Raw genomic sequence first — 22718 nt, 5'->3', positions numbered from 1 at the left:
ACCTATTCCATGTCTGAGCCTGTAGAAAAGACCGATACCGTTTTCCGTGAGCAGCAGGAGCGTTACCGGGGAACGGTCTTCCTGCCCAAGACATCTTTCCCCATGCGGGGCAACCTGCCAAAGCGGGAGCCGGACATGCTGGCCCATTGGGCGGAGGCGGGGCTGGATGGCCAGATAGCGGAGGCCGGGCGTCGGGCGGACAGCATCTTCACGCTGCATGATGGCCCGCCCTATGCCAACGGGCATATCCATATCGGCCATGCCCTCAACAAGGTGATGAAGGACGTCATCAACCGTGCCCAGCGCATGAATGGGGCGCAGGTGCGCTACATGCCGGGATGGGACTGCCACGGCCTGCCGATCGAGTGGAAGGTCGAGGAGGAATATCGCCGGAAGGGCAAGGACAAGGATGCCGTGCCGGTTCTCCAGTTCCGTGCGGAATGTCGGGAATATGCCGCAAAGTGGGTGGAGGCCCAGCGGGAGGACTTCAAACGTCTGGGCATCCAGGCGGAGTGGGACAACCGCTACGTGACGATGGACTTCGCCTCCGAGGCGCAGATTGCCGAGGAAATCGGCAAGTTCCTTCTCAATGGCCGTCTCTATCGTGGGTTGCGCCCCGTGATGTGGAGTCCGGTCGAGAAGACGGCCCTGGCCGAGGCGGAAGTCGAATATCACGACATCACCTCCACGACCCTGTTCGTGGCTTTCCCCAATGTGAAGGACCCGACGGAAGAGCAGCTGCTCTCCGGTGCCTCGGCCGTGATCTGGACCACGACCCCGTGGACGATCCCCGTCAACCGGGCACTCGCTGCCGGGCCGGATATCACCTACACGGTCATCCATGTCACCGGCGTGGCCGAGGACAGCCTCGTGCCGGTCGGGGCAAAGCTGATCGTGGCCGTGGACCGTCTGGAAGACTTCCTCTCCGGCGCAGGCGTTACCGGGCATGAGGTCCTTCACACCCTTCCCGGCCGTGCGCTGGAAGGAGCCGTGTTCGCCCATCCGCTGCGGGGGCGTGGGTTTGATTATGACGTGCCGCTGCTGCTTGGTGATTTCGTCACGACGGATGCCGGTACCGGTCTGGTGCACATGGCCCCGGCGCATGGTCATGACGACTTCATGCTCTGCCGTGCCCACGGCGTGGAAGTGACGGAAGAGGTCTGCGACAACGGAACCTATGTGGACTGGATGCCGGAGCTTGGGGGTGTTCATGTCTTCAAGGCCACGCAGCCCGTATGTGATCTGCTGACACAGGTGCGGGATCAGGCCCGGCAGGACGGTGCCCCGGCCCGTGGCCTTATGGCCCGGGCGGAGATCGTCCATTCCTATCCCCATTCGTGGCGGTCCAAGAAGCCGGTGATTTTCCGGGCCACGCCGCAGTGGTTCATCGCCATGGAGCCCCGTGAAGGGGATGAGGGTGGCCCCGGCCTGCGTGAGCGTGCCCTGAAGGCCCTTGATGACATCAGCTTCGTACCGGCCAGCTCCCGCCGCCGCCTGACGAGCATGATCGAGCAGCGGCCGGACTGGTGCATCTCCCGCCAGCGGTCCTGGGGCGTGCCGATCGCCGTGTTCGTGGAGAAACGCACCGGTGAGGTGCTGCGGGATGCCGATGTGATGTCCCGCATCGTGCAGAGCTTCCGGGAGCGTGGGGCGGATGCCTGGTATGACACGGACCCTGCCGTCTATCTCGGTGAAGGCCGCAATCCGGAAGACTATGATCAGGTTTTCGACATTGTTGACGTCTGGTTCGAGAGCGGATGCAGCCACCGTTTCGTCCTGCATCAGGAGGGCGTGAACTACCCGGCTGACCTGTATCTGGAAGGCTCCGACCAGCATCGCGGCTGGTTCCAGTCCTCCCTGCTGGAAAGTGTGGGGGCTGAAGGCGTGGCGTCCTACAGGACGGTCGTGACGAACGGGTTCGTGCTGGACGGGCAGGGGCGCAAGATGTCCAAGTCCCTCGGCAACACCATCGTGCCTGATGACGTGACGAAGACGCTGGGTGCGGACGTGCTGCGCCTGTGGGTCCTGAACTCTGATACCAATGAGGACCTCCGTATCAGTCAGGAGATTCTCAAGCAGCAGGGCGAGCTGTACCGCCGTGTGCGGAACACGCTGCGCTGGCTGTTGGGGGCACTGGATGGCTTCACGCAGGCCGAGGCCCTGCCGCTGGGCTGGGATGACGTGTCCGCCCCGGTGGACGTGATGCTGGACAGGCTGGTCCCGGACGAGGCGGCCCGTGCCCTCCGCCACAAGGCAACGGTGAAGGCCCGCAAGGCCCTGCCGCTGCTGGAGCAGTACATTCTGCACCGTCTGTACGAGCTGTACCAGCGTGTGCAGGAGGCGGTGAAGACCCATCAGTGGAACGGCGTCTATCCGCTGCTGCACAATTTCTGCAACAATGAGCTGTCGGCCTTCTATTTCGACATCCGCAAGGACGTCCTCTATTGCGATCCAACGGACTCCCATGCACGCCGGGCGGCCCGCACCGTGCTGGACGTGCTGCACCGTGCCCTGACGACGTGGCTGGCCCCGGCTCTGGTCTTCACGGCGGAAGAGTCGTGGCAGGCCCGTTTCGGGCAGGAAGGCAGCGTGCATCTGGAGCGCTTCTTCGTGCCGGAAGAAGGCTGGCATGATCCTGAACTGGCCGGACGGTGGGAGACCCTGCGTCAGGTCCGCCGCCGTGTCACCACGGCTCTGGAAGTCGCCCGTCGGGAAGGGTTGATCGGCTCCTCGCTGGAGGCCCAGGTCCATCTGCCCCTGACGGCCGATGAGCAGGTCGTGTCCGAAGGGATCGACTGGGCGGAGCTTTGCCTGGCGTCCGAGGTCCATGTGCAGCCGGGTCAGGCCGAGGATGAGGTGAGGGTCAGCCGTGCGGACGGGCAGAAATGTGCCCGTTGCTGGCGTGTCCTGCCTGATGTCGGGCAGAATGAGGACCACAGCCATCTCTGCCTGCGCTGTTTTGGTGCGGTGAGTGCATGAGGTCGGCCCGGGCTGAAGGTACAGGGAGCGGCGCATCCCCGGCCCCTGTACCGGGGTCGCCACGGTGGCGGCTGGTCGGGTTGGTAACGGCTCTTGCTGTCCTGTTCGTGGACCAGGCGAGCAAGGCATGGATTCTCTACGGGCTGAACCTGCCGGCACGGGGGACCATGGATGTCATGCCCTGCTTCAGCTTCACGATGGTATGGAATCACGCCGTGACGTTCGGCATGTTCGGCGGGCACGGACGCTGGCTGTTCATTGCTATCTCCCTGCTGGCAGTGTTGGGGCTTCTGGTCGTTCTTCTGCGGTCACGTCGTCGGCTGGTCAGTCTTGCCTGCGGCGGGATCATTGGGGGCGCCATTGGCAATGTGATAGACCGTCTTCATTACGGGGCTGTAGTGGATTTCCTGCATTTTCATGTCGGGGGATGGTCCTGGTATGTTTTCAACATTGCGGATTCTGGCATTGTCTGTGGTGTTGGCCTGTGGCTGCTGGACTCCTTTCTGGCGGAGCGGCGGAGCCGGAATGGCTGAAGTGACAACCGGCTTGCCCATTGCAGGCAGGCCCTATAGGATTGGGCATCTTTTTGTGAGTGCAGTGCGGGAACCTGTCATGCGGCTTTTTGCTCCTTCAGTTATACGTCACGGAGTCCGGTTGGGTGCTCTGGCCACGTTCGGGCTGGCGTTGGCTGGGTGCTCCGGCAGTGATGTGGCGCGTGGCTTCGGCCTTCAGCGCAGCCTGCCGGATGAATACGCCGTGACGACCCGTGCGCCACTCTCCATGCCACCCTCGGAGAAACTGGCCCTTCCGGGGGCAGCCAGTGCCAACCGCCCGGATGAAAGTCCCCGTATGCAGGCGCTGGAGACGCTGGCCCCGGATGTCGCTCTTCACCCCAATGAGGGGACGGAGAGCGTCGGGCAGGAGGCCCTTGTCCAGCGGGCCACATCGGCGGCCCGTGGTCCGAACAATGCCGAACTTGGCGATGCTGATGCTGGATTTGTGGACAGTCTTCTTTTCTGGCGGGGTGGCCGGGCTGGCAATGTCGTGGATGGCGAAGCGGAAAATCGCCGCATCCAGAAGAATGCGGCCCTGGGGCAGAGCTTTGCTGAAGGCGCCACGCCGACCCTGCGGAAGGGTGGCAAATAAGAGCTTCCAGGCTCTCCTTTTGCGGTTGGTGTTCCGTCCTGTTCTGCCTCCTGTCTGAGGAGAAGTCATGATGAGGCCTGTCATCCGCCGTCTTTCCAGCCATGTTGTGGATCTTATTGCCGCTGGTGAGGTGGTGGAGCGCCCGGCGGCGGCGCTCAAGGAACTGGTGGAAAATGCGCTGGATGCCGGGGCGACCCGTCTTGAGGTCACCCTGCGGGGGGGCGGCTGTGAGCTGATTGATGTCCGGGATAATGGCCGGGGGATGGAAGCCGAGGAGCTGCCCCTGGCGGTGGAGCGGCACTGTACCTCCAAATTGCCGGATGATGACCTGACGGCCATAAAAACACTGGGGTTTCGGGGGGAGGCGCTGCCATCCATCGGGGCCAGTGCCCGCCTTTTCCTGACATCACGGACAGAAACGGCTGAAACGGCCTGGGAGCTTTCCGTGCAGGGGGGTGTTGTCAGCGGGCCGGTGCCTTCTGCTGGTTCTGTGGGGACCCGTGTTGTGGTGCGGGACCTGTTCTTTGCGACACCGGCTCGCCGCAAATTTCTCAAGACAGCCAGAGTGGAAGGCAATCACGCTGAAGCCGTCATGCGGCGTGTGGCGTTGAGTGCGCCGGATTGTGCCATCAGTTTCGTCATGGATGGGCGGGAGATATTCAATCTGCCGCCGCAGGATGTCCGTGCCCGTGTGGCCAGCATTCTTGAAGTGCCCGAAGATGGCCTTCTGACGGTTGATGAGCAGCGTGGCCCCATGCGGCTGGGCGGGTATATCTGTGGTCCGGGTGAAACCAGGCGGACAGGCAGCGGCCAGTTCATGCTGGTCAATAATCGCCCTGTGATGGACCCCATCCTGCGGACTGCCATACGGGTGGCCTATCGGCCCGTGATCGAGAAAGGGCGTTTCCCTGTTCTCCTGCTGCATCTGCGCCTTCCGCTTGATCGTGTGGATGTGAATGTCCATCCTGCCAAGACAGAGCTGCGGTTTGCGGATGAGGCCGAGGTGAGAGCTTTTGTCATCGGGGCTGTGGGGCGTGCGTTGGCCCGTAGCGCCGGGGACGGTGGAGGCATACAGGCCGATCTTGGCATCATTGGCCGCCGGGCGGCTTCCATTGGGCAGAACGTGCCGGGTACGTCCTATTCATATGATCATACGGGCGCCCGGGCTGTTCCTCCGGCCGATCTTGGTCTGGGGACGTCCGTTCGCCGTTTTGCTTCGTCTGCCGTGATGGAGCGGCAGTCTGCTCCCGGCCTTGCAGAGCCGCAGCAGGGTTATGTGACGTCGGGCCGGGTTGCGCAGGTGGAAGATGGCGGAGGGGAGGAGGTGCCTCATCCGTCTGTTGGTGGCAGACAGCCGGAGCAGCCACTTGGTGTGCCGATCGGGCAGATTCATGCCACCTATATTCTCTCGATTGCCCCGGATGGTGACCTGATCCTGACAGACCAGCATGCTGCCCATGAGCGTCTGACCCATGAGCGCCTGCGTGCCCGTTTTGCTGAAGGGGCCGTGCAGGCGCAGGCCCTTCTGATGCCGGAGGTGGTTGATCTGCCGCATGGGGCGGCCGAGGCGCTGTCACGATGTGCGGAGGAGCTGGCCCGTTTTGGTCTGGAGATAGAATCTTTTGGCAGTGGGAGCGTTCTGGTCCGCAGTCTGCCCGCCCCATTGAGCGGTAGTGACGTGGCGGGACTCCTGCGGGATGTGGCGGATGAACTCGTGCAGATGCCTGACCTGCCAGCCCGGCAGACAGACAGTCTGGATGGGCGGTTTGAAGCCATCATGGCCCGGATGGCCTGTCATGGCAGCATCCGTGCCGGCCGTATTCTCAAGCAGGAGGAAATGGATGCTCTGTTGCGGGGCATGGAGCAGCATCCCCGGGCCAATACCTGCCCTCATGGCCGTCCGACATGGTTGAAGCTGGACAAGGACGGGCTGGAGAAACTTTTCGGGCGGACCAGGTAATACTGGTGCCGAAAGGCATTTCACATTTCTTTGACAGGAAAACAGGGGGGCCCAAAGGGCCTTTCTATGGTTTTCATCGCATTGAAAGAGGTAATGTCACATCTTGTTTCATGGATGTGCCCTTTCCTTCCCGGAGTTGATCTTGAAGGAAAGGGGCGGAAAGAGGATGGAATGGTCGATCTTGTTGGCGAGTTGAAATCTGTTGTTGGCACCAGATATGTCCTGACCTCGGAAAGTGCGACCTACGGGTACCGCAAGGGGTTCCGGTTTGGTGATGGCCGGGTGGAAGCCGTCGTTATTCCCGGCTCTCTGGTTGAGCTGTGGCGTGTCTCGAAGCTGGCGGTGGAATCAGGGCGCATCATTCTCATGCAGGCCGCCAATACAGGGCTGACGGGCGGCTCCACACCGGATGGCAACGATTATGACAGGCCGATCATTCTCATCAGCACACGCAGGCTGAAAGGTATCCAGCTTCTGGGAGAAGGCCGACAGGTTGTCTGCCTGCCGGGGGCGGATCTTTACGAGCTGGAAGAAAAACTGGCTCCGCTGGGGCGGGAACCCCATTCGGTCATCGGGTCATCCTGTATCGGGGCTTCTGTCCTCGGGGGGGTGAGCAACAACTCGGGCGGGGCTCTGGTGCAGCGTGGTCCGGCTTATACGGAAATGGCCCTCTATGGACAGGTGGATGCCGAGGGCAGGCTGAATCTGGTCAATCATCTGGGCATCCGCTTCCCGGATGAAGCTGTGGCAGAATCCGTGCTGGATGCGCTGGAACATGGTCGTTACAGCCCGGATGATGTGGACTGGTCGGGCACGAGAAAGGCCCATGATGATGATTACGTCAACCGTATCCGCCAGGTCGATGAGGCATCCCCGGGGCGTTACAATGCGGACCTGGGCCGTCTGTTCGAGGCATCCGGTAATGCGGGAAAGCTGATCGTCTTTGCCGTGCGGCTGGATACCTTCCCGGCAGCGAAGGATACGGCCGTCTTCTATCTTGGCACCAACCGGACCGATACGTTGGAAAAGGTCCGGCGGCATCTTCTGACGGCGTTTGAGGAGCTGCCCGTTGCGGGTGAATACATGCATCGGGATGCTTTTGCCATTGCGGATGAATACGGGCGGGATACCGTGGCGCTGATCCGTTTTCTGGGAACAAAACATCTGCCGCTCATGTTCCGTCTGAAGGCTCGTGTGGATGCCTTCGCCCGGCGTTTCTCATGGGTACCGGACGGGCTGAGCGACCTGCTCATGCAGTCTGGCAGCCGGTTCCTGCCCTCGCAGGTGCCAGCCCGCATGAGGGCCTATCACGAGACATATGACCATCACCTCATGCTGCGTGTATCTGGCACGCTGGCCCGGCAGGTCCGCCCATGGCTGGAGAGCTTCTTTACCGAAGGGCAGGAGGTGGAGGGTGCCTTCTTTGAGTGTACGGCGCAGGAGGGGACGCTGGCTTTTCTGCACCGGTTTGCGGCGGCGGGGGCAGCAAACCGGTATGTGGCTGTTCATGGCAGGAAGACGGGCGGCATGATGGCACTGGATGTCGCTCTGCGCCGCAATGACTGGGAGTGGCAGGAGCGTCTTCCGCCGGAGGTGGACGACCAGCTGCTGCTGAAGCTCTATTACGGGCACTTCCTCTGCCATGTCATGCATCAGGATTATGTTGTCAGGCCTGGTGTAGACCCCATGGAAGTTGAGACGACCATGATGTGGCCAATACTGGACAAACGGGGAGCCCGTTATCCGGCCGAGCATAATGTGGGGCACCTCTATCATGCTCCGCAGAGCATGGCCGCCCATTACCGCTCGCTCGATCCTTGCAACTGTTTGAATCCCGGCATTGGCCGTCAGACAAAGAAGAAAAATTGGGTCGCAGAAAGCGTCTGAAGCCAGATGGGCGGGCCTCCCCTTGCGGGAAAGCCCTGTCTGCGTGGTGGGAGGTGGATCAGAAATCGTCTGCCGTCAGGGGGACGGGTGTAAGGTCCGCCGGGAGATAGAGCGGGTGTTCGGGGCGATGGCCTTTGCGGCTCAGCCGCAGGGCCGTGACCTTGTGACCAGCCCGGAGCAGCAGCCGTGCCACCTCAGGTCCCCGGTAGCGCAGCTCCTTGGCCTGCGGGGTGCCGTAGGCCAGCACGATGAGTTCAGCCTGTCCAGCCATGTCCAGCAGGTAGTGGTCGGTCTCCGGGCCGACGGGGTCGGCAACTTCGAGAAGGCGTTTCTGGTCCGTGCAGCGATAGGCGAAGCTGTTGCCCACGAACATGCCGCCATAACCCCATTGCCGACTGTAACGCTGGCATTTGGCCACGGAACGGTCATCTCCATATTCCGTGGCGACAGAGGGATTCATCATGATCCACATGATGAGGGGCCCTGTCTCATTCCAGATACGCCTGAGCGTATAGCGGTAACAGTCACCCGGCCCGGCATAGAGGGCCGTGCTGGTGACATCATCAGCGAGCCGGAGTGGCCTGGCCGTGCCGACATGGTGTGGTGTGTGCGGCATGTCCCGTGTGTTCCTCCGATGATGGTCAGGGAGCGTTGGGGGGAATTGTCAGGCAGTCTATGGTCCCCCGCAGATGCCTGCACGCCCCGGTAGCCTGGCTGTGCGTCAGGTTGATGAGCCGGGCCCGGTAGAGTGTACCTCTGGCCGTACGAACGGGCATGACATGGACGGAGGCCCCGCCGGCAATGGGGGTAATGCGGGGGCGTAGCTGTGTGGCAACCATGAGGGCCTGTTTTTCACCAGCATAGCTCCCCAGCTGGATGGCCCAGTCATGGGTTGATTCGGCCAGCATGTCTGTCGCTCCCCTCCGTCTGGCTGGGGCATCAGCCAGGGGAATGGACTGGATGCGCAGCGTATTTCTCTGTGGTTCTGGCGGAAAGGAGCGTGGTGGAGGCGAATGGGGCCGGGCGATGGGAGCTGCTGGCTGCGGCTGAGGGGAGGAAAAACCGCGGGCGGCCCATGCGGCCCGGATATCCTGTGTTTCGGCTGTTTGGACAGCCTGTCCGGCCGTGGTGGTTTCGTCATAGCTCCCACCACCATCCAGAGGTGTAGCCGTATCCATGCGGGCGGGCCCCTGCGCCGTCCTGTCATGGCGGGCCACGATGAGGTCATTGCGGGAGCGCTGATGCGGCCAGATGCCCATGATCTTGGGGGCAATGGCCGCCACATAATTGCGTGTCTCCCGTGGGAGGGCCCTGTTCTGGCGGAGGTAGTGGTCCAGACTGCCCGGGCCATAATTATAGGCAGCCAGAAAGCCGGGAGAGCCGTATATTTCATACATCTGGCGGATATAGGCTGTTCCGGCGAGAATGTTGTCGTGCGGGTCGTAGGGGTCAGGTCCCAGATTGTACTGGGTCCGCAGGTCGTCATAGGCGGGTGGCATGATCTGCATCAGCCCCATGGCGCCGGGCGTGGAGGTGATGAAGTTGCCATAACGGTCATACAGATGCCCCCCTGATTCCTGATGCATGACGGCCCTGATCCATTCAGCAGGCACATCGAAACGGTTTGATGCTTCATTGATGTAAGGTCCCCAGGGGTCTTCAGGCGGGCCGGGCGGTGTGTAGTGCGAGCGGGCATGGGCCTGATAGTCTGCCTGTTCCTCCAGCACGGGCATGGTCGGGCTGTTGCCGCTGGGACGTGTGGCGCAGGCTGCCAGAAGGGCAGGGAGGAGCAGGGCAAGGCAGAGGCGGACCATACGCAGGGTAGAGGACGGGGCAGTGCGTATCATGGGGGCTTCCTGAACAGGGACATGCGTGAGCTTCCTCTCCCTATCATGGAAATGATGGAGGGCAGAGAGGAGCCTGGTTTTTATAAGTAAAGATCACGTTATAAAAGAGGTTTAATGGAAGGTAGGGGATTGAAAAAAGGAAGGAAACGGGACTACTGTAGAGGGGATTATATTGGCTGGCAGCGGGAGCTGCTCCGTTCTGTACCTGCCCGAGGCGGGGGAATGGTTTTATTGGTAGGAATTGAAGGACGAGATCATGTCTTACGCTGCGCTGGATGCAGGCCGTGTTGCCCGTGCTGCCGAGCTGGCCCTGCAGACGCTGGCCGGTGAGAGGGAGACCTCTGAGGCGCATCAGCGTAAAACGATCCTGATCGAGCGTATACATGCTCTTGCCAGAGCCGCCGCAGATACGGCAGGACAGGGGACGGTGACGCTGACGTCCGAAGAGTTCTGGCTGATTTCCCGGAACTGGTGACGTGTCAGTGGGGCATGGCGAATGAATGATCATATGATTCTGAGAGACTGGGTGTCAGGGAGCGTTGAGGGATGAAGTGGTTTTTTGCGATTACAGAGAAGACACTGTCCAACGACCCTGATCATGGTTTTATCGATTGTATCCGGGCTGCCGTACAGTCGGCCCGTGAGAATACGACGCTGATCCCGCACATGGTGTTTGATGGAAACGAATGTGACTTCACGCGGGAGATGCGGGCTGCCGGGGTGAATGTCATTTTTCACCGTCTGCATTTCTATGACCGCCTGCTGGAGGCCCAGCGTCGCCTCAAACCGGAATGGCCCAATTACATTTTTACGGCGGCTGGTGCCTTCATGCGGCTGGAGCTGCCCCTGCTGGAGCGGGATGACCAGTACGTCCTGTACACCGACTGTGACGTGATGTTCCTGAAGGACCCGCAGGTCGAGTTCTGCACGCCGGAAATCTTTGCGGCTTGCGGGCAGTTCGGCAAGCAGGATTACTACGTGGACATGAACTCGGGGGTCATGGTGATGAACCTTGAGCGCATGCGCCGTGACCTGCCAGCGATGGTGGATTTCCTGTGCGATAATCTGGACCATGTGGCTGGGTATGATCAGGAGCTGCTGCGTATTTTCTACAATGCACAGTGGAGCCCACTTTCCGCCCGCTTCAACTGGAAGCCTTACTGGGGGGTGGATGACAACGCTACCATCGTCCATTTTCATGCGGCCAAGCCACCTGCTGCGCGGCATCTGCTGAATGATCCGGCCTATCGTGAGCATGATCATGTCTTCCATGCCTGGCGTCACTGGTTCTTCCAGAATCCGGCTGGGTACGGCTATTACGTTCCGAAGTGGGAAGAGTATCTCGAAAAGGCCCGCCGGTCTTACCAGGCGGACGCAGTCAGTGAGTTTGATGCTCTGAGATAGAATGGGGGTTCAACCCATTCAGGCAGTGCTGGAATATGGAAAAGCCCTCCTTCGTGGAGGGTTTTTCTTTGCCGTCATGCCAGCAGGCGGCGTGGCCGTGCCCTCTCCCGGGGTTACTTGCTTGTGGGAGGGGAGCGGGGCAGCTGCTCCATCTGCTCAGGCATGGCGGCCGTGCGGCTGGTATGGCGTTCCAGCCATCGCCCAAGGGGACGGGCAATGGCTGGCCCGAGCGTGATGATGGCGAGCATCCGGGCTGTCTGCATGGCAATGATGAAGGGCAGGGCAATCGGGACGTTGGCGCTGATGACGATGATGGTGTCCAGCCCGCCCGGGCTTGTGGCCAGGTAGGCACTGAGGAGGTCAATCCGGGCGAAATGGGCTACCGGCAGGGCCAGCAGGGCGCAGCTGGCAATGAGTGTCATGGAGGAGAGGGCGACCGCTGGGATGGAGCGGAGTGCATAACGCAGGACGGGTGCGGTGAAACGCAGCCCGATGGACCAGCCGATGGTCAGATAGGCCGGGATGCGGATCCAGAAAGGGGCGCTGATCTGGAACAGGCCACTCAGCTGGGCTGTGGCACCTGTCAGAATGGTCAGCAGAAGTGTTGCCGCTGGTGAACGCAGCCTGAGGCCGATGACCGTACTGATGGTGACAAGCAGCAGTGTAGGTAGCAGGTTGCCTCGCATTGGTGCGGGCGTGGGAGTGGCGTGGCCCGTGCGTATGACGATCCATGAAATCAGGGACGTGGCAACGGCAACCATGATGACCCTGAAATAGAGCATGAAGGCTGTCAGCCTTGTATCAGCTCCGAAAGACCCGCAGAGCATGACCATGGTGGAGGCTGCGCCCGGTGATGTGCCCCAGAGGGCCGTCGTCCCCGGCATGACCCCGAACCAGGCCAGACAGGCCCCCGTGGAAAAACTGACAAGGATGACGGAGAGGACACTGAAAAGAACCAGTACCCAGTGGGACATGATGTGGTAGAGGACAGAGCCTGTCAGGCTGTTGACGACCACACAGGCCAGTATGGCCTGTGCCATGGTAAAGAAAACGGGTTTGATGGTGACGCCACGGTTCCTGATCGACAGGATGATGCCGGCCGCCATGGGGCCCAGCATCATGCCCGCTGTCAGATGCAGCAGCATGAAGAGGCCGGAAATCACGGCAGAAAAAAATACCAGCTCTGCCCATCGTGACCCATGGGAGCGCCAGGAGAGGGAGGACAGGGTCACACGCCCGGTCCCTGCTCAGCGGTCCCTGTCATCAGGGGTTCCAGAGGGATCATTGCCTGAGGGTTTCTTGCGGAAGGCTGCCAGACTGACAACCTTCGCCCCCTCATTTTCCTGGTCATGGGAGTCACCGTCATGGCCTGCACTGGTTCCGGCATGTGCCTTCGGTTCGTCTGCCGAGGGGTGGAAGGTGTGGACCTCGGCCAGACCGCCCTTGTCCCCTCCGTGGAGGTCAGGGTCTGTCGGAGTGTCGGCATCTGCCATGTGCTGCTGGGGCGTGAAATGCATGACGAGATGGATGTGAGGGTCCGCAAAGGCCGTGACCGCTCCCAGAGGGATGTGCAGGGTGCTGGGGATGCCGCCAAAGGACAGCCCGACAGAGAAGGTCCGGGTGTCATGGTCCACCGTCAGGTTCTGGAACTGGTGTTGCAGGACGATGGTCATTTCTTCCGGGTAGCGATCCTTGAGGCGGGAGGGGATGTCCACTCCCGGCATGTCGGTACGGAATGTCATGTAGAAATGATGGTCACCAGGGAGGCCATGTTCGCTGACATGGTCCAGCGCCTTGATCATGACGATACGCTGGGCATCCTCCATCCAGCGGTCATAAGGGAGGAGGCTGGCTGGCATGGAGGGGCCGAGCCCGTCGGAGCCGTTGGTATCATCACTCATGGAACAGCACCATCACCTGTTGCATCTGGGAAGTTACCTCAGGTGTGCGACAGGCGGCATGAAATCGCAAGGGGCCGGGTTGCATATTTTCCGGCCCGACCTTTTATCGTGGGATGGTGTTTCAGAAAAGAAACAGGTGGGGGGGCTTCTGTTGCCCGGTGCACCCCCCGGACCGCGCTTATCGCTTATGCAGCAACAGCGAGCACCTCAGAGTTATCGTTGGCACTTGTAAAGTCAGCCCGATGACGGCGGAACAATACCGGGCAAAAAGTAGATCTTTACCATGCGTGTCGAGCCTGTTTCGTCCCCATAGCGCCAGCCCGGAAGGCTGATGGTGGAGACGCCGGGCACTGCCCCCGGGTCCACAACACTTATTCCATCTACCGTTTATCGCCATAGCCAAGGCCGAAGCCTCCGGCAGGGACGAATATAGGCAGTTATGTCCGGTATGGCAAGGTGAAACGGGCCTTCCCTTCTGCCATCTGGGCGGTTACATCTGTCACCGTTATGGTTACATTCAGTAGCTGGGGGAGGTGGATGGCCGTGCTGATCCACCTCCGTGGATAATAGCCCGGCACAGCCAGATGAGCGGGAGAGAAGTCATGGCCCTGACAGACGAGCAGCGTTCCGAAATAGAGGCCGTGCGTGCCGCCCCCAACCAGACGGTGCGGCCGACCGTTCCGGCCATGGAGGCACTTCTTTTTGAGCCTTTCCCGCTGCTGGATCATGGTTTCATCCGTGTCGTGGACTATATGGGGGATGATTCGGCTGTCGTGCAGGCGGCCCGTGTGTCCTACGGCAAAGGGACACGGAAGACGTCGGAAGATGCCGGGCTCATCCGCTATCTGATGCGGCATCGTCACTCCACACCGTTTGAAATGTGCGAGATCAAGTTTCACGTGAAACTGCCACTTTTTGTCGCCCGGCAGTGGATTCGTCACCGCATGGCCAGCGTGAATGAATATTCTGCCCGGTATTCCGTACTGGACAGGGAGTTCTATCTGCCCGATGCCACGCAGATTGCTGCGCAGAGCAAGGTCAACAATCAGGGGCGGGGCGAGACCCTCAGCGCAGAGACAGCGACAGAGGTGCTGTCCATTCTCCAGCGGGATGCCCTGCAATGTTATGGCGACTATGAGCAGCTGCTCGACCCGGAGGGGCTGGGTGTGGCCCGGGAACTGGCCCGCATCAATCTGACACTCAACACCTACACGCAGTGGTACTGGAAGATTGACCTCCATAATCTGATGCATTTTCTGGCGCTGCGGTCCGACCCACATGCCCAGTATGAAATCCGTGTCTATGCCCAGAAGATGATCGAGATTCTCAAGGCGTGGGTACCGCATACGGCACAGGCTTTTGAGGATTATCGCCTCGGAGCTTACAGCTTCTCTGCCGGGATGCTGAAGGTGCTGCGCCGCCGCCTTGCCGGGGAGAGTGTCACGCAGGAAACATCCGGCCTGACGAAGCGGGAGTGGACAGAGATGCAGGCTGTTCTGGAGGGCTGAGACGTGTCCGGCTCTGACCTTTTCCCTGAAGAGGAAGACCGGCCTGCTGGTCCTGTCCCGGATTCAGCGGCTTTGCTGGAGGAAGGGCGCCGGTTCCAGCGGGAGACGGGTATCCCGCCTCTTCTGGGTCACAGGCCACGTTTTCTGCCATGGGTGCTGCTGGCAGCCCTGCTCATGCTTGTCTCTCTGGGTATTGAGATTTTCTGGCCCCTGCCGGGGCGGCATGGCCCCCTGCCGGTTTGTGGGCAAGGGGCGGTGGAGACGGTTTCCTGTCAGAAACCGGCTGCGGTTCCATCTGCCCGCTGATGGAGCGGACGGTCAGGGCTGGCGGGCAGTGCTGCGCCCCTGAGCCCCGAGTACGCGGAAACTGTCTGTCAGCCGTTGGATGAAACTGTCCTCTCCGGCCTTCATCCAGGTACGGATGTCGTACTGTTTTTTCAGTGGCCGCCCCGTTACGGGTGAGACCTGATGGGCGAAGGCTTCTTCATGTTCCTGCATGTAACGGGCCACACCTTGTGCGTAGGCGAACTGGGTGTCTGTATCGATGTTGAATTTGAAGACCCCGAAGCTGACAGCCTGTTTTATGGCGTCTTCATCCGATCCAGACCCGCCATGGAAGACCAGAGGAACAGGATTGGGGCCCGTCTGGAGCCGCTCGGCCACGAGAGCCTGGGACCTGCGGAGTATGTCCGGGCGGAGGCGGACATTGCCGGGGGCGTAGACCCCGTGAACATTCCCGAATGAGGCAGCGATGGAAAGCATCCCCAGAGGGGACAGGGTCTTCCATGCGGTCAGAACATCTTCCGGACTTGTATAGAGGGAGGGATGGTCAGCCGGTCCGGTGCCATGCAGCTCGTTGCCAATGCCGTCTTCTTCTCCCCCCGTGATTCCCAGTTCGATCTCAAGGCCGATTCCCAGAGGGGACAGTTTTTTCATCAGGGTCGCTGCCGTGGCGATGTTGTCGGCGACCGGTTCTGTCGAGAGGTCGAGCATGTGGGAGGAGAACAGGGGTTGGCCTGTCTGTTCGTGGTGGCGGCGGCTTTCTTCCACGAGCCCGTCAATCCAGCCCAGCAGGGGACGGTTGGCGTGGTCCGTATGGAGGATGACAGCTACCCCGTAATGGCGGGCCAGAAGATGGACATGCCGTGCCAGAGCCACAGCCCCCAGAATCCGGGCCTGCTGCTCATCCGGCAGGGACTGGCCAGCGTAGAAGCGGGCCCCTCCGGCGGAAATCTGGATGATGATGTCAGCCCTGTTGGCCCGTGCTGCGGCAAGAGCTGCATTGGCAGTGGATGAACTGCTGACATTGACAGCCGGAAGGGCATAGCCCCCCATCTGGCAGGCCCGGAGCAGGGTACGGTATGCACCGCCAGTGGCCACACCCGGCGGAATGGCCGACATGCTGTTGGCAGGGAGTGCGGTGGAGGGGGGTGTCATGGATCCTCTTGGGTGGAGCTGGAGAAGGGGGAACGTGGCAGAGGTAGCCTATTCTGCCAGTCTGATATACATACTGTCTGCAAATAGGACTATAAAGGTCCAAAAGTGGTAGAGTTGCGTTAGAGGGTGCTCATTCCATCGGGTATCTGATAAGAGAGGCGTTCATGACACAGAATGATCTTATGATGATTGAAACTGAAGATACTCCCAACCCGGCGACACTGAAATTTTTGCCGGGTCGTGACGTGACGGGCGACCGGTCCCCTGTCGATTTTGCAGAGGCCGGGGTCGTGGCGGGGCGTTCTGCTCTGGCAGATGTTCTTTTTGGCATGGCCGAGGTGAAGCGTGTCTTCCTGGGAAGTGATTTTGTTTCTGTCACGAAGGATGATGGAGCCGACTGGGATGCACTGCGTCCGCAGGTGCTGGTGGCCCTGACAGATTTCTTCAAAAGCGGGAAGCCAGCCCTTGCAGAAGACATCGCTGCCCCGGAGGCTGACATCTTTCCCGAGGACAGCGAGATCGTGGCCCGGGTGAAGGAGCTTCTGGATACACGGGTCCGTCCGGCCGTGGCCAGCGATGGGGGGGACATAGTCTTCCGTGGTTATCGGGAAGGTGTCGTCTATCTGAGCATGCAGGGCGCCTGCTCTGGCTGTCCGTCTTCCAAGGCTACATTGCGGCACGGTGTGGAGAACATGCTCCGTCACTACATCCCGGAGGTGACGGCGGTTGAACCTGTAGAGGAGTAAAAGCTGATGACATCATCACCAGCCCCGGAGGGGCAACCGGCAGAAGGAGAGGTCTCCAGCCCTGTTCTGGCCGAGGAGCTTTTTACACGCTGCCGCACGGCAGACTGTTTTTCTGACCGGCCAGTGGGTGATGATGTCCTGCATCGTCTTTACGATCTGCTCAGGATGGGGCCAACATCGGGCAACTGTTCACCGGCCCGCTTCGCTTTCCTGAAGACGGAAGAGGCCCGGCAGAAAATCCGGCCTGCCCTGTCTCTGGGCAATGTGGAGATGGCCATGACGGCGCCGGTGCTGGTTGTTGTCGGGTATGATCCCCTGTTTTTCGAGAAATTCGAGACTCTCAACCCCATGCCCGGCCTGCGGGACTGGTATGCGGCTGATGTCGGGCTGAGTGACGAGACGGCGTTTCGCAACGGTACCCTTCAGGGGGCCTATCTTATCATGGCAGCCCGTTCGCTGGGGCTGGCTGTGCGGCCCATGTCCGGCTTTGATGCCGTGATGGTGGAGGAGGAATGTTTCCGCAAGCAGGGCTGGCGGGCCAATTTCCTCGTTGCACTGGGTTATCCCGGGGGGGAAGCATCTTCTCCCCGGGCGCCCCGCCTGCCTTATGAGGAAGTCTGCCTGTGGCTGTGATGCCGGGGCGGTGTCTCGTCATGAACGGGGCGGGAGCCGGACGGGGGCAGAGCAATCTGATCGCCCTGCTGGAACATGGCCAGGTGGTGGATGAACAGGTTCTGTCCGGGCGTGGTGCTTCGGAACGTTTTGCTCCGGCCGTGCAGGCCATGTTGGCCCGGACCGGTTGGAAAGAACCACCGGAGATGGTGGTGGCTGTGGTTGGCCCGGGCTCTTTTACGGGGTTGAGAGCGTCTCTTTCCCTTGCTGCCGGGTTGGTCCGGGGATGGTCCTGTCGGGGCGTAGGTGTTCGGCTGGGTGATGCACTGCGGGCGACCATGAAGCATGATGAGGCCACTATCCTGTGCCTTGCCCGTCGGGGGCGGGTTTTTGTGGATGCGCCGGGGCGGGAGGCCTGTGCCCTGCCGGTAGGCGAGATTCAGCCGGGGAGCTGGCCGGTCGTGGCAGGTGATGCCGTCCATGGGGATGATGCCTTGCCGGAGCTGAGTGGCCAGACAGGCTGTGGTGTTCTGGGGAATAACGTGGTCCGCCTGCCTCATGCCGCTCCGACGGCGGAAGGCATTTTCAGGGCCGCCTGCCAGAGTCTGGATGATAGGACGGTCGAGGCCTACCCGCTTGAACCCCTTTATGTGGACCCCCCGGAGGCAAAACCCCCGGCAGGTGGTCTGAGACCGGCACCGCAGTGATGTCTGGCACGGGCTGTCCGGACAGGGTGGATCATGATGGCCAGAGGGAGGTCCGGTCGGACGTGCAGGGGCCTGAGCTGGTGGCTGTGGGGCCAGAGGCAGCCCGTGTCGTGTCGGCCCTGCATCATGCGGCCTTTTCGGGACGTGACCCTTGGGATGAGGCAGCCTGCGGGCAGATTCTGGCCCTGCCGGGTGTGGAGGCCTGGCTGGCTTGCGTGAGTGATGTTCCTGTGGGTTTCATCATCAGCCGTCATGTGCTGGATGAAGGTGAGGTCCTGTCTCTGGGGGTGCATCCACAATGGCAGCGGCAGGGGCTGGCGCATCGGTTGCTCTCCCATCTCATCAATCGGGCCCGACAGGAGGCAGCCACCCTGTTTCTGGAAGTGCGGCTCAGTAATGAAGCCGCTTTTGCCTTGTATGGGCGGTGCGGCTTTCAGCAGATAGCGGTGCGGCGTCGTTATTACGACGATGGTGAGGATGCCCGTCTTTTGAGGTGGTCGCCCTGACAGGTCATACCTTGTCTTCTTTTGCATGGCACGACGTATGGGCCGTGTAATGCTGGAATAGCTGTTGAACAAGGGTCGGTCAGGCTGTGTGGTATGCCTGTAATGGCAGGTCATCATGTACATGATCTTGCAGCTGTTATGTTCTTGTAACGTCTTTCCTTGTCTGCTCCATGTAACAGCCTTCTATAAGACTTGTCATGTCATTCATGATGAATATTCCTTATAAAACAGCGTGATCTTTGTAGGGCGCCTGTATTTCCCTGTGAGAAATGGTGCTATTTGGGCGCAGGCGGAAGGGAGAAGTTCTCTTATGTAACGTCGTGATTTTGTAAGAATTTCTGTCTATGTTGTGGATTTTCTTATCTTATCAACAAGTGTTTACTATTATAGAAACGGTTTTTCTTGTTGTCTTTTTCTACAATCCGTTATAGGTCGAACTAAATTTCTTGGGAGATAGGTTTTTTATGTCGTCGTCTGAGACAGAAACACAGGCCCTGCGTCAGCTGACAGCACAGATCGTCACGGCGTATGTGAGCAGTCATGATGTTGCTGCCGAAACTCTGCCGGACCTTGTCCGTTCGGTGCACGGTGCCCTTGCAGGGGCCGGTGTTGCCGTGGAGGCAGAGCCCGAAAAACCGGTACCGGCCGTACCGCCCCGCAAGTCGGTCTTCCCCGATTATATCATTTGCCTGGAAGACGGTAAAAAGCTGAAGCTGCTGCGTCGTCACCTCAAGACAGCCTACAACATGACACCGCAGGAATATCGTGAGCGTTGGGGGCTGCCGCCGGAATATCCGATGGTTGCTCCCAACTATGCCAATCATCGTTCTTCCCTTGCACGGCGCATCGGCCTTGGCCGTCGCCGTGAAGGGAGCGAGGGGTAATCAGGATGGTCTGTCCTGTTTCTCAGGACAGACCCGGTTGAGTCTGCATGATGGAGGAGGTGCGTTTCGTATTATGATGTGGATTGGACAAACCGTATCATAATCGGATAGATCATCAGTATGGTGATGAGCACAAAAAAAATGGGGCGCGAGGGTGCTGCGTCCGGGGATACTGTGGGTGATTCGCCCATTGCACGTCTCTGCGTCAAGCATGGTCTGAAGATGACCGGACAGCGGCGGGTGATTGCCCGTGTCCTTTCGGAGGCGGAGGATCATCCGGATGTGGAGGAGCTGTACCGCCGTGCTTCGGAACTGGACAGCCGCATTTCCGTTGCTACCGTTTATCGGACAGTCCGCCTGCTGGAAGAAAAAGGAATTCTGGAACGCCGGGATTTTGGCGGGGGCCGTGCCCGCTACGAAGCCAGTGAAAATGGGCATCATTATCATTTGATTGATATTGATAGTGGTAACGTCATCGAATTCGAGAATGATGAACTGGTCGGCCTGCTGGCAAAAATTGCTGCGGAACTGGGGTTTGATCTCATGTCTCACCGGGCGGAGCTTTTCGGACGGCGTACGGCACCCGAAAAGAAGAAAGATGCCGCTCCCGAGGATGGGAACAGGTCCAGTCCAACAGGCCGGGCATAAGGAGTGACTGATTTCGTATGACCGGGAAGAGGCCGTCAGATACCATTGGGGATGCATGCATCCCTTCCTGTAATGCAGAGCAGCCGGAGGCGGGGGGATTCATCAGCAGCGAGAAAACGCAGCGGCAGATGGATACCCTGGCGACTCTTGCCCTGAACCGTGAAGGCGGTTTTCAGGAACTGCGTGGCGGCAGCTTGGGTGTCAGGCTTGCCACGACGGAAGAAGAGATCCGTGCGGCACAGGCCCTGCGTTATCGTGTGTTCTTTGACGAGATGGGGGCTCATCCCAGTGAGGAGGCCCTGCGGACCCGTCTGGATTCTGACCGCTTCGACGAGATTGCAGATCACCTTCTTGTGGTGGACCATGCCCGTGGTGGTGGTGCAGACAGCGTGGTGGGGACGTATCGTCTGCTGCGTTCCGATTCGCTGGGGGAAGGTGGCCGTTTCTATACGGCGGATGAGTATGATATTTCCTGTCTGACAGATTTCCCCGGTCGCCTTCTGGAGGTCGGGCGGTCCTGTGTGGCACGGGATTACCGTGGTCGTGCGGCCATGCAGCTGCTCTGGCGGGGCATAGCCTCCTATATCTTCCTGCACAGGATTGACGTGCTGTTTGGCTGTGCCAGCCTGCATGGGACATCACCGGATATGATGAGTGATGAGCTGACATGGCTGTATCACAACCATCTGGCGCCGCCCGCCCTGCGGGTTCGGGCCCTGCCAGAGCGCTATGTCAGCATGTGCCGGACAGACCCTGCCACGCTGGACCGCCGCACCTGCCTCAGCAAGCTGCCACCCCTCATCAAGGGGTATCTGCGTCTTGGTGGGTATGTTGGTGATGGTGCCGTGGTGGATGAACAGTTCAACACCACGGATGTGGCTGTGCTCGTCAAGAGTGAGCTGCTGGCTGACAAATATTACCGTCATTATGAGCGTCGTCTGAAGGACGCGCTGGATTAACAAGGGATTTCCATGGTGGTGAAGGCATTGTGCTCCCTTCCACAGCAGGGAGGGTGGCGCGGCGCCGTCTTCATGTTGGTTCTGGGGGCGGTGGCAGCGTTGGCTCTGCCACCGCTCTGTTTTTTTCCGATTCTGCCTTTGGCATTGGGGCTGTTCTACAAGGCTGTCTGTGCCGCACCGGGGCACCGTCAGGCTGCCCTGTGGGGATTCCTTTTCGGGATGGGGTATCATACGGCGGGTCTTTACTGGCTGACCAATGCAATCCTGACCCGGGTGCATGAGTTCTGGTGGGTGGTGCCTTTTGCAGCGCCTGGTGTTGCGCTGCTCATTGCACCTCTCGTGATGGTTCCGGCCCTGCTCTGTCGCTCCGTACCGCCGGGCTGGCCACGTGTGGCGATGTTCGCCGGGAGCTGGACGTTGGCCGACATGGCCCGGGTTTTCTATTTTTCCGGTTTCCCCTGGAATCCTCTGGGCAGTGCGCTGGAAGTCCCAGGATGGCTGGGGGATTGGCTCATTCAGCCAGCGGCCCTGATCGGTGTGGATGGGCTGACGCTTCTGCTGGTGCTGGCTTCACTGGCCGTATGGCAGGGACGGCGGGGGCTGCTGGCCGTGGTCGCCTGTGCAGGTCTCTGGTGTGGCTGGGGGGCATGGCGTGCTGGGCATGAGGCCGTTCTGCCGGGGCATGTCAATCCGGCTGTCGTGGTTGTGCAGGGCAACGTGACAGAATATGAGGTGCTGGGGCGGGATGATGCGGTTTCACAGTTCCGGTCTTATCTGGAGCTGACAGCGCAGGGCGTGAGAGATGCGCAGCGCCTAGTGCCGGGACGCCCGGCTGTTGTCGTCTGGCCGGAATCTGCTTTCCCCGGTCTTCTGGAGGAGGAAGGCTGGGCAAGGCAGGCCATTGCCGCCGCTGCCTCCGGGGCACCGGTATTGCTCGGGTCGGACAGGCGTGCCGCCGGTGTGGATCGCTGGTACAATAGCCTGATGGCTCTGGCCCCAGATGGACACATAGAGGCCATTTATGACAAAAGCCGTCTGGTTCCGTTTGGAGAATATGACCCCTGGATACTGCCCTTCCACCTGCTGCCGGCCGAGGTGGTGCCGGGCCCGGGGTTGATAACCTGGAACCTGCCACAGGTTGGTCGTGTCGGTCCCATGGTCTGTTATGAGATCGTGTTTTCTGGTGGTGTTGTGGCACCGGGGCAGCGGCCAGACTGGCTGCTGACGATCTCCAACGATGCCTGGTATGGCAACAGTGCCGGGCCGAGGCAGCATCTGGCAACAGGGCGGCTGCGTGCCGTGGAAGAAGGGTTGCCGGTTGTTTTTGTCAATAACCGTGGTGTGTCTGCCATTTATGATGCCCGTGGCAGGGAAGTTGGGCGAACGGAATGGGGCAGGGAACAGGTGCTTGTACGCCCTCTTCCGGGACCGGAAGCAAAAACATTTTTTGCTTTGCTGGGGCGCTGGATACCGGCGCTGATGTCTCTGCTGTTTGTGGGGGCCGCTCTCGTCGGGCGGTGGTTTTATGAAAAGGGCAGATCGGTGTAGCCTGAAAAAATTGAAAATATAATTTATTGTTAACCACTA

General features: G+C 60.2%; 22 protein-coding genes and 1 other RNA gene. 17 read left to right on the top strand and 6 right to left on the bottom strand.

Features of this window, described 5'->3' with window-relative positions; all coding sequences use genetic code 11:
• The first annotated feature begins 9 nt into the window (after positions 1-9).
• The 5 genes from ileS to dld all read left to right on the top strand — a co-directional run bounded on the left by ileS (position 10) and on the right by dld (position 7972).
• On the top strand, positions 10-2979 hold the full coding sequence (ileS, locus tag DTQ13_RS03530; protein WP_248461106.1) for an isoleucine--tRNA ligase: 2970 nt from the start codon (positions 10-12) through the stop codon (positions 2977-2979).
• A complete protein-coding gene (lspA, locus tag DTQ13_RS03525) occupies positions 2976-3512 on the top strand; it encodes a signal peptidase II (RefSeq protein WP_154981032.1) in 537 nt (178 codons plus the stop codon). Before ileS ends, lspA begins: the two co-directional genes overlap by 4 nt.
• A 55-nt stretch (positions 3513-3567) precedes the next feature.
• Entirely contained in the window at positions 3568-4125 is a 558-nt protein-coding gene (locus DTQ13_RS03520; RefSeq protein WP_373364572.1) for a DUF3035 domain-containing protein, read from the top strand.
• Between the two features lie 67 nt (positions 4126-4192).
• Positions 4193-6085 carry a DNA mismatch repair endonuclease MutL gene (mutL, locus tag DTQ13_RS03515; protein ID WP_248461105.1) on the top strand — a complete coding sequence of 631 codons (1893 nt, stop codon included), beginning with the start codon at positions 4193-4195 and terminating at the stop codon, positions 6083-6085.
• A gap of 171 nt (positions 6086-6256) precedes the next feature.
• Entirely contained in the window at positions 6257-7972 is a 1716-nt protein-coding gene (gene dld / locus DTQ13_RS03510; RefSeq protein WP_248461103.1) for a D-lactate dehydrogenase, read from the top strand.
• A 58-nt stretch (positions 7973-8030) separates the two neighbouring features.
• On the opposite strand, the gene DTQ13_RS03505 is transcribed toward dld, so the two are convergent.
• On the bottom strand, positions 8031-8588 hold the full coding sequence (locus DTQ13_RS03505; RefSeq protein WP_043558930.1) for a DUF1643 domain-containing protein: 558 nt from the start codon (positions 8586-8588) through the stop codon (positions 8031-8033).
• Between the two features lie 25 nt (positions 8589-8613).
• Positions 8614-9819: a transglycosylase SLT domain-containing protein gene (locus DTQ13_RS03500; protein ID WP_052348959.1), complete on the bottom strand. Its 1206-nt coding sequence runs from the start codon at positions 9817-9819 to the stop codon at positions 8614-8616.
• A gap of 256 nt (positions 9820-10075) precedes the next feature.
• Here DTQ13_RS03500 and DTQ13_RS03495 point away from each other — a divergent pair, with 256 nt between their 5' ends.
• Complete coding sequence (locus DTQ13_RS03495; protein ID WP_043558926.1) at positions 10076-10294, top strand: hypothetical protein; 219 nt, start codon at positions 10076-10078, stop codon at positions 10292-10294.
• Positions 10295-10365: 71 nt separating this feature from the next.
• Complete coding sequence (locus tag DTQ13_RS03490; protein WP_248461102.1) at positions 10366-11223, top strand: hypothetical protein; 858 nt, start codon at positions 10366-10368, stop codon at positions 11221-11223.
• Between the two features lie 113 nt (positions 11224-11336).
• Here DTQ13_RS03490 and DTQ13_RS03485 read toward each other — a convergent pair whose 3' ends face one another.
• The 3 genes from DTQ13_RS03485 to ssrA form a co-directional block, all read right to left on the bottom strand.
• Complete coding sequence (locus DTQ13_RS03485) at positions 11337-12455, bottom strand: AbrB family transcriptional regulator (RefSeq protein ID WP_248461101.1); 1119 nt, start codon at positions 12453-12455, stop codon at positions 11337-11339.
• A 15-nt stretch (positions 12456-12470) separates the two neighbouring features.
• Positions 12471-13124 (bottom strand): SspB family protein, encoded by a 654-nt coding sequence (locus DTQ13_RS03480; RefSeq protein WP_052348957.1) that lies wholly within the window; start codon positions 13122-13124, stop codon positions 12471-12473.
• Between the two features lie 135 nt (positions 13125-13259).
• Positions 13260-13583, bottom strand: a transfer-messenger RNA (tmRNA) gene (ssrA, locus tag DTQ13_RS03475).
• 143 nt (positions 13584-13726) lie between these two features.
• On the opposite strand from ssrA, the gene thyX reads away from it, so the two are divergent.
• Both thyX and DTQ13_RS03465 read left to right on the top strand, forming a co-directional pair.
• Positions 13727-14632: an FAD-dependent thymidylate synthase gene (thyX, locus tag DTQ13_RS03470; protein ID WP_248461100.1), complete on the top strand. Its 906-nt coding sequence runs from the start codon at positions 13727-13729 to the stop codon at positions 14630-14632.
• 3 nt (positions 14633-14635) lie between these two features.
• The gene (locus DTQ13_RS03465; protein WP_043558918.1) at positions 14636-14938 is read left to right on the top strand and encodes a hypothetical protein; all 303 of its coding nucleotides are present in this window, start codon (positions 14636-14638) and stop codon (positions 14936-14938) included.
• Between the two features lie 12 nt (positions 14939-14950).
• On the opposite strand, the gene fbaA is transcribed toward DTQ13_RS03465, so the two are convergent.
• Positions 14951-16069, bottom strand: a complete 1119-nt coding sequence (fbaA, locus tag DTQ13_RS03460; protein ID WP_227449725.1) for a class II fructose-bisphosphate aldolase — start codon at positions 16067-16069, stop codon at positions 14951-14953.
• Between the two features lie 182 nt (positions 16070-16251).
• On the opposite strand from fbaA, the gene DTQ13_RS03455 reads away from it, so the two are divergent.
• The 8 genes from DTQ13_RS03455 (at position 16252) to lnt (ending at position 22679) form a co-directional block, all read left to right on the top strand.
• On the top strand, positions 16252-16815 hold the full coding sequence (locus DTQ13_RS03455) for a NifU family protein (RefSeq protein ID WP_043559316.1): 564 nt from the start codon (positions 16252-16254) through the stop codon (positions 16813-16815).
• 6 nt (positions 16816-16821) lie between these two features.
• On the top strand, positions 16822-17448 hold the full coding sequence (locus DTQ13_RS03450; RefSeq protein WP_248461099.1) for a malonic semialdehyde reductase: 627 nt from the start codon (positions 16822-16824) through the stop codon (positions 17446-17448).
• Positions 17448-18134 carry a tRNA (adenosine(37)-N6)-threonylcarbamoyltransferase complex dimerization subunit type 1 TsaB gene (gene tsaB, locus DTQ13_RS03445; protein WP_248461218.1) on the top strand — a complete coding sequence of 229 codons (687 nt, stop codon included), beginning with the start codon at positions 17448-17450 and terminating at the stop codon, positions 18132-18134. Before DTQ13_RS03450 ends, tsaB begins: the two co-directional genes overlap by 1 nt.
• The gene (rimI, locus tag DTQ13_RS03440; protein ID WP_248461098.1) at positions 18134-18640 is read left to right on the top strand and encodes a ribosomal protein S18-alanine N-acetyltransferase; all 507 of its coding nucleotides are present in this window, start codon (positions 18134-18136) and stop codon (positions 18638-18640) included. Before tsaB ends, rimI begins: the two co-directional genes overlap by 1 nt.
• Positions 18641-19104: 464 nt before the next feature.
• Complete coding sequence (locus tag DTQ13_RS03435) at positions 19105-19524, top strand: MucR family transcriptional regulator (protein WP_043558914.1); 420 nt, start codon at positions 19105-19107, stop codon at positions 19522-19524.
• A 120-nt stretch (positions 19525-19644) separates the two neighbouring features.
• Entirely contained in the window at positions 19645-20172 is a 528-nt protein-coding gene (locus tag DTQ13_RS03430; protein WP_043558908.1) for a Fur family transcriptional regulator, read from the top strand.
• A 128-nt stretch (positions 20173-20300) separates the two neighbouring features.
• Positions 20301-21131, top strand: a complete 831-nt coding sequence (locus DTQ13_RS03425) for a GNAT family N-acetyltransferase (RefSeq protein WP_193599755.1) — start codon at positions 20301-20303, stop codon at positions 21129-21131.
• Positions 21132-21143: 12 nt separating this feature from the next.
• Positions 21144-22679 carry an apolipoprotein N-acyltransferase gene (lnt, locus tag DTQ13_RS03420; RefSeq protein WP_248461097.1) on the top strand — a complete coding sequence of 512 codons (1536 nt, stop codon included), beginning with the start codon at positions 21144-21146 and terminating at the stop codon, positions 22677-22679.
• The last annotated feature ends 39 nt before the right edge of the window (positions 22680-22718 follow it).

Origin of the sequence: Parasaccharibacter sp. TMW 2.1888 (assembly GCF_023167265.1) — a bacterium.
In the GTDB taxonomy this organism is placed as follows: domain Bacteria; phylum Pseudomonadota; class Alphaproteobacteria; order Acetobacterales; family Acetobacteraceae; genus Bombella; species Bombella apis.
Note: the sequence above shows the minus strand (reverse complement) of the source record. Positions and strands in the feature narration are given on the sequence as shown.

Excerpts from the sequence above, each read along its gene's own strand:
- ileS (WP_248461106.1), top strand. The coding sequence starts at position 10 with ATGTCTGAGCCTGTAGAAAAGACCGATACCGTTTTCCGTGAGCAGCAG.
- lspA (WP_154981032.1), top strand. The coding sequence starts at position 2,976 with ATGAGGTCGGCCCGGGCTGAAGGTACAGGGAGCGGCGCATCCCCGGCC.
- mutL (WP_248461105.1), top strand. The coding sequence starts at position 4,193 with ATGATGAGGCCTGTCATCCGCCGTCTTTCCAGCCATGTTGTGGATCTT.
- dld (WP_248461103.1), top strand. The coding sequence starts at position 6,257 with ATGGTCGATCTTGTTGGCGAGTTGAAATCTGTTGTTGGCACCAGATAT.
- DTQ13_RS03505 (WP_043558930.1), bottom strand. The coding sequence starts at position 8,588 with ATGCCGCACACACCACACCATGTCGGCACGGCCAGGCCACTCCGGCTC.
- DTQ13_RS03500 (WP_052348959.1), bottom strand. The coding sequence starts at position 9,819 with ATGATACGCACTGCCCCGTCCTCTACCCTGCGTATGGTCCGCCTCTGC.
- DTQ13_RS03495 (WP_043558926.1), top strand. The coding sequence starts at position 10,076 with ATGTCTTACGCTGCGCTGGATGCAGGCCGTGTTGCCCGTGCTGCCGAG.
- DTQ13_RS03490 (WP_248461102.1), top strand. The coding sequence starts at position 10,366 with ATGAAGTGGTTTTTTGCGATTACAGAGAAGACACTGTCCAACGACCCT.
- DTQ13_RS03480 (WP_052348957.1), bottom strand. The coding sequence starts at position 13,124 with ATGAGTGATGATACCAACGGCTCCGACGGGCTCGGCCCCTCCATGCCA.
- thyX (WP_248461100.1), top strand. The coding sequence starts at position 13,727 with ATGGCCCTGACAGACGAGCAGCGTTCCGAAATAGAGGCCGTGCGTGCC.
- fbaA (WP_227449725.1), bottom strand. The coding sequence starts at position 16,069 with ATGACACCCCCCTCCACCGCACTCCCTGCCAACAGCATGTCGGCCATT.
- DTQ13_RS03455 (WP_043559316.1), top strand. The coding sequence starts at position 16,252 with ATGATGATTGAAACTGAAGATACTCCCAACCCGGCGACACTGAAATTT.
- DTQ13_RS03450 (WP_248461099.1), top strand. The coding sequence starts at position 16,822 with ATGACATCATCACCAGCCCCGGAGGGGCAACCGGCAGAAGGAGAGGTC.
- tsaB (WP_248461218.1), top strand. The coding sequence starts at position 17,448 with ATGCCGGGGCGGTGTCTCGTCATGAACGGGGCGGGAGCCGGACGGGGG.
- rimI (WP_248461098.1), top strand. The coding sequence starts at position 18,134 with ATGTCTGGCACGGGCTGTCCGGACAGGGTGGATCATGATGGCCAGAGG.
- DTQ13_RS03435 (WP_043558914.1), top strand. The coding sequence starts at position 19,105 with ATGTCGTCGTCTGAGACAGAAACACAGGCCCTGCGTCAGCTGACAGCA.
- DTQ13_RS03430 (WP_043558908.1), top strand. The coding sequence starts at position 19,645 with ATGGTGATGAGCACAAAAAAAATGGGGCGCGAGGGTGCTGCGTCCGGG.
- DTQ13_RS03425 (WP_193599755.1), top strand. The coding sequence starts at position 20,301 with ATGGATACCCTGGCGACTCTTGCCCTGAACCGTGAAGGCGGTTTTCAG.
- lnt (WP_248461097.1), top strand. The coding sequence starts at position 21,144 with ATGGTGGTGAAGGCATTGTGCTCCCTTCCACAGCAGGGAGGGTGGCGC.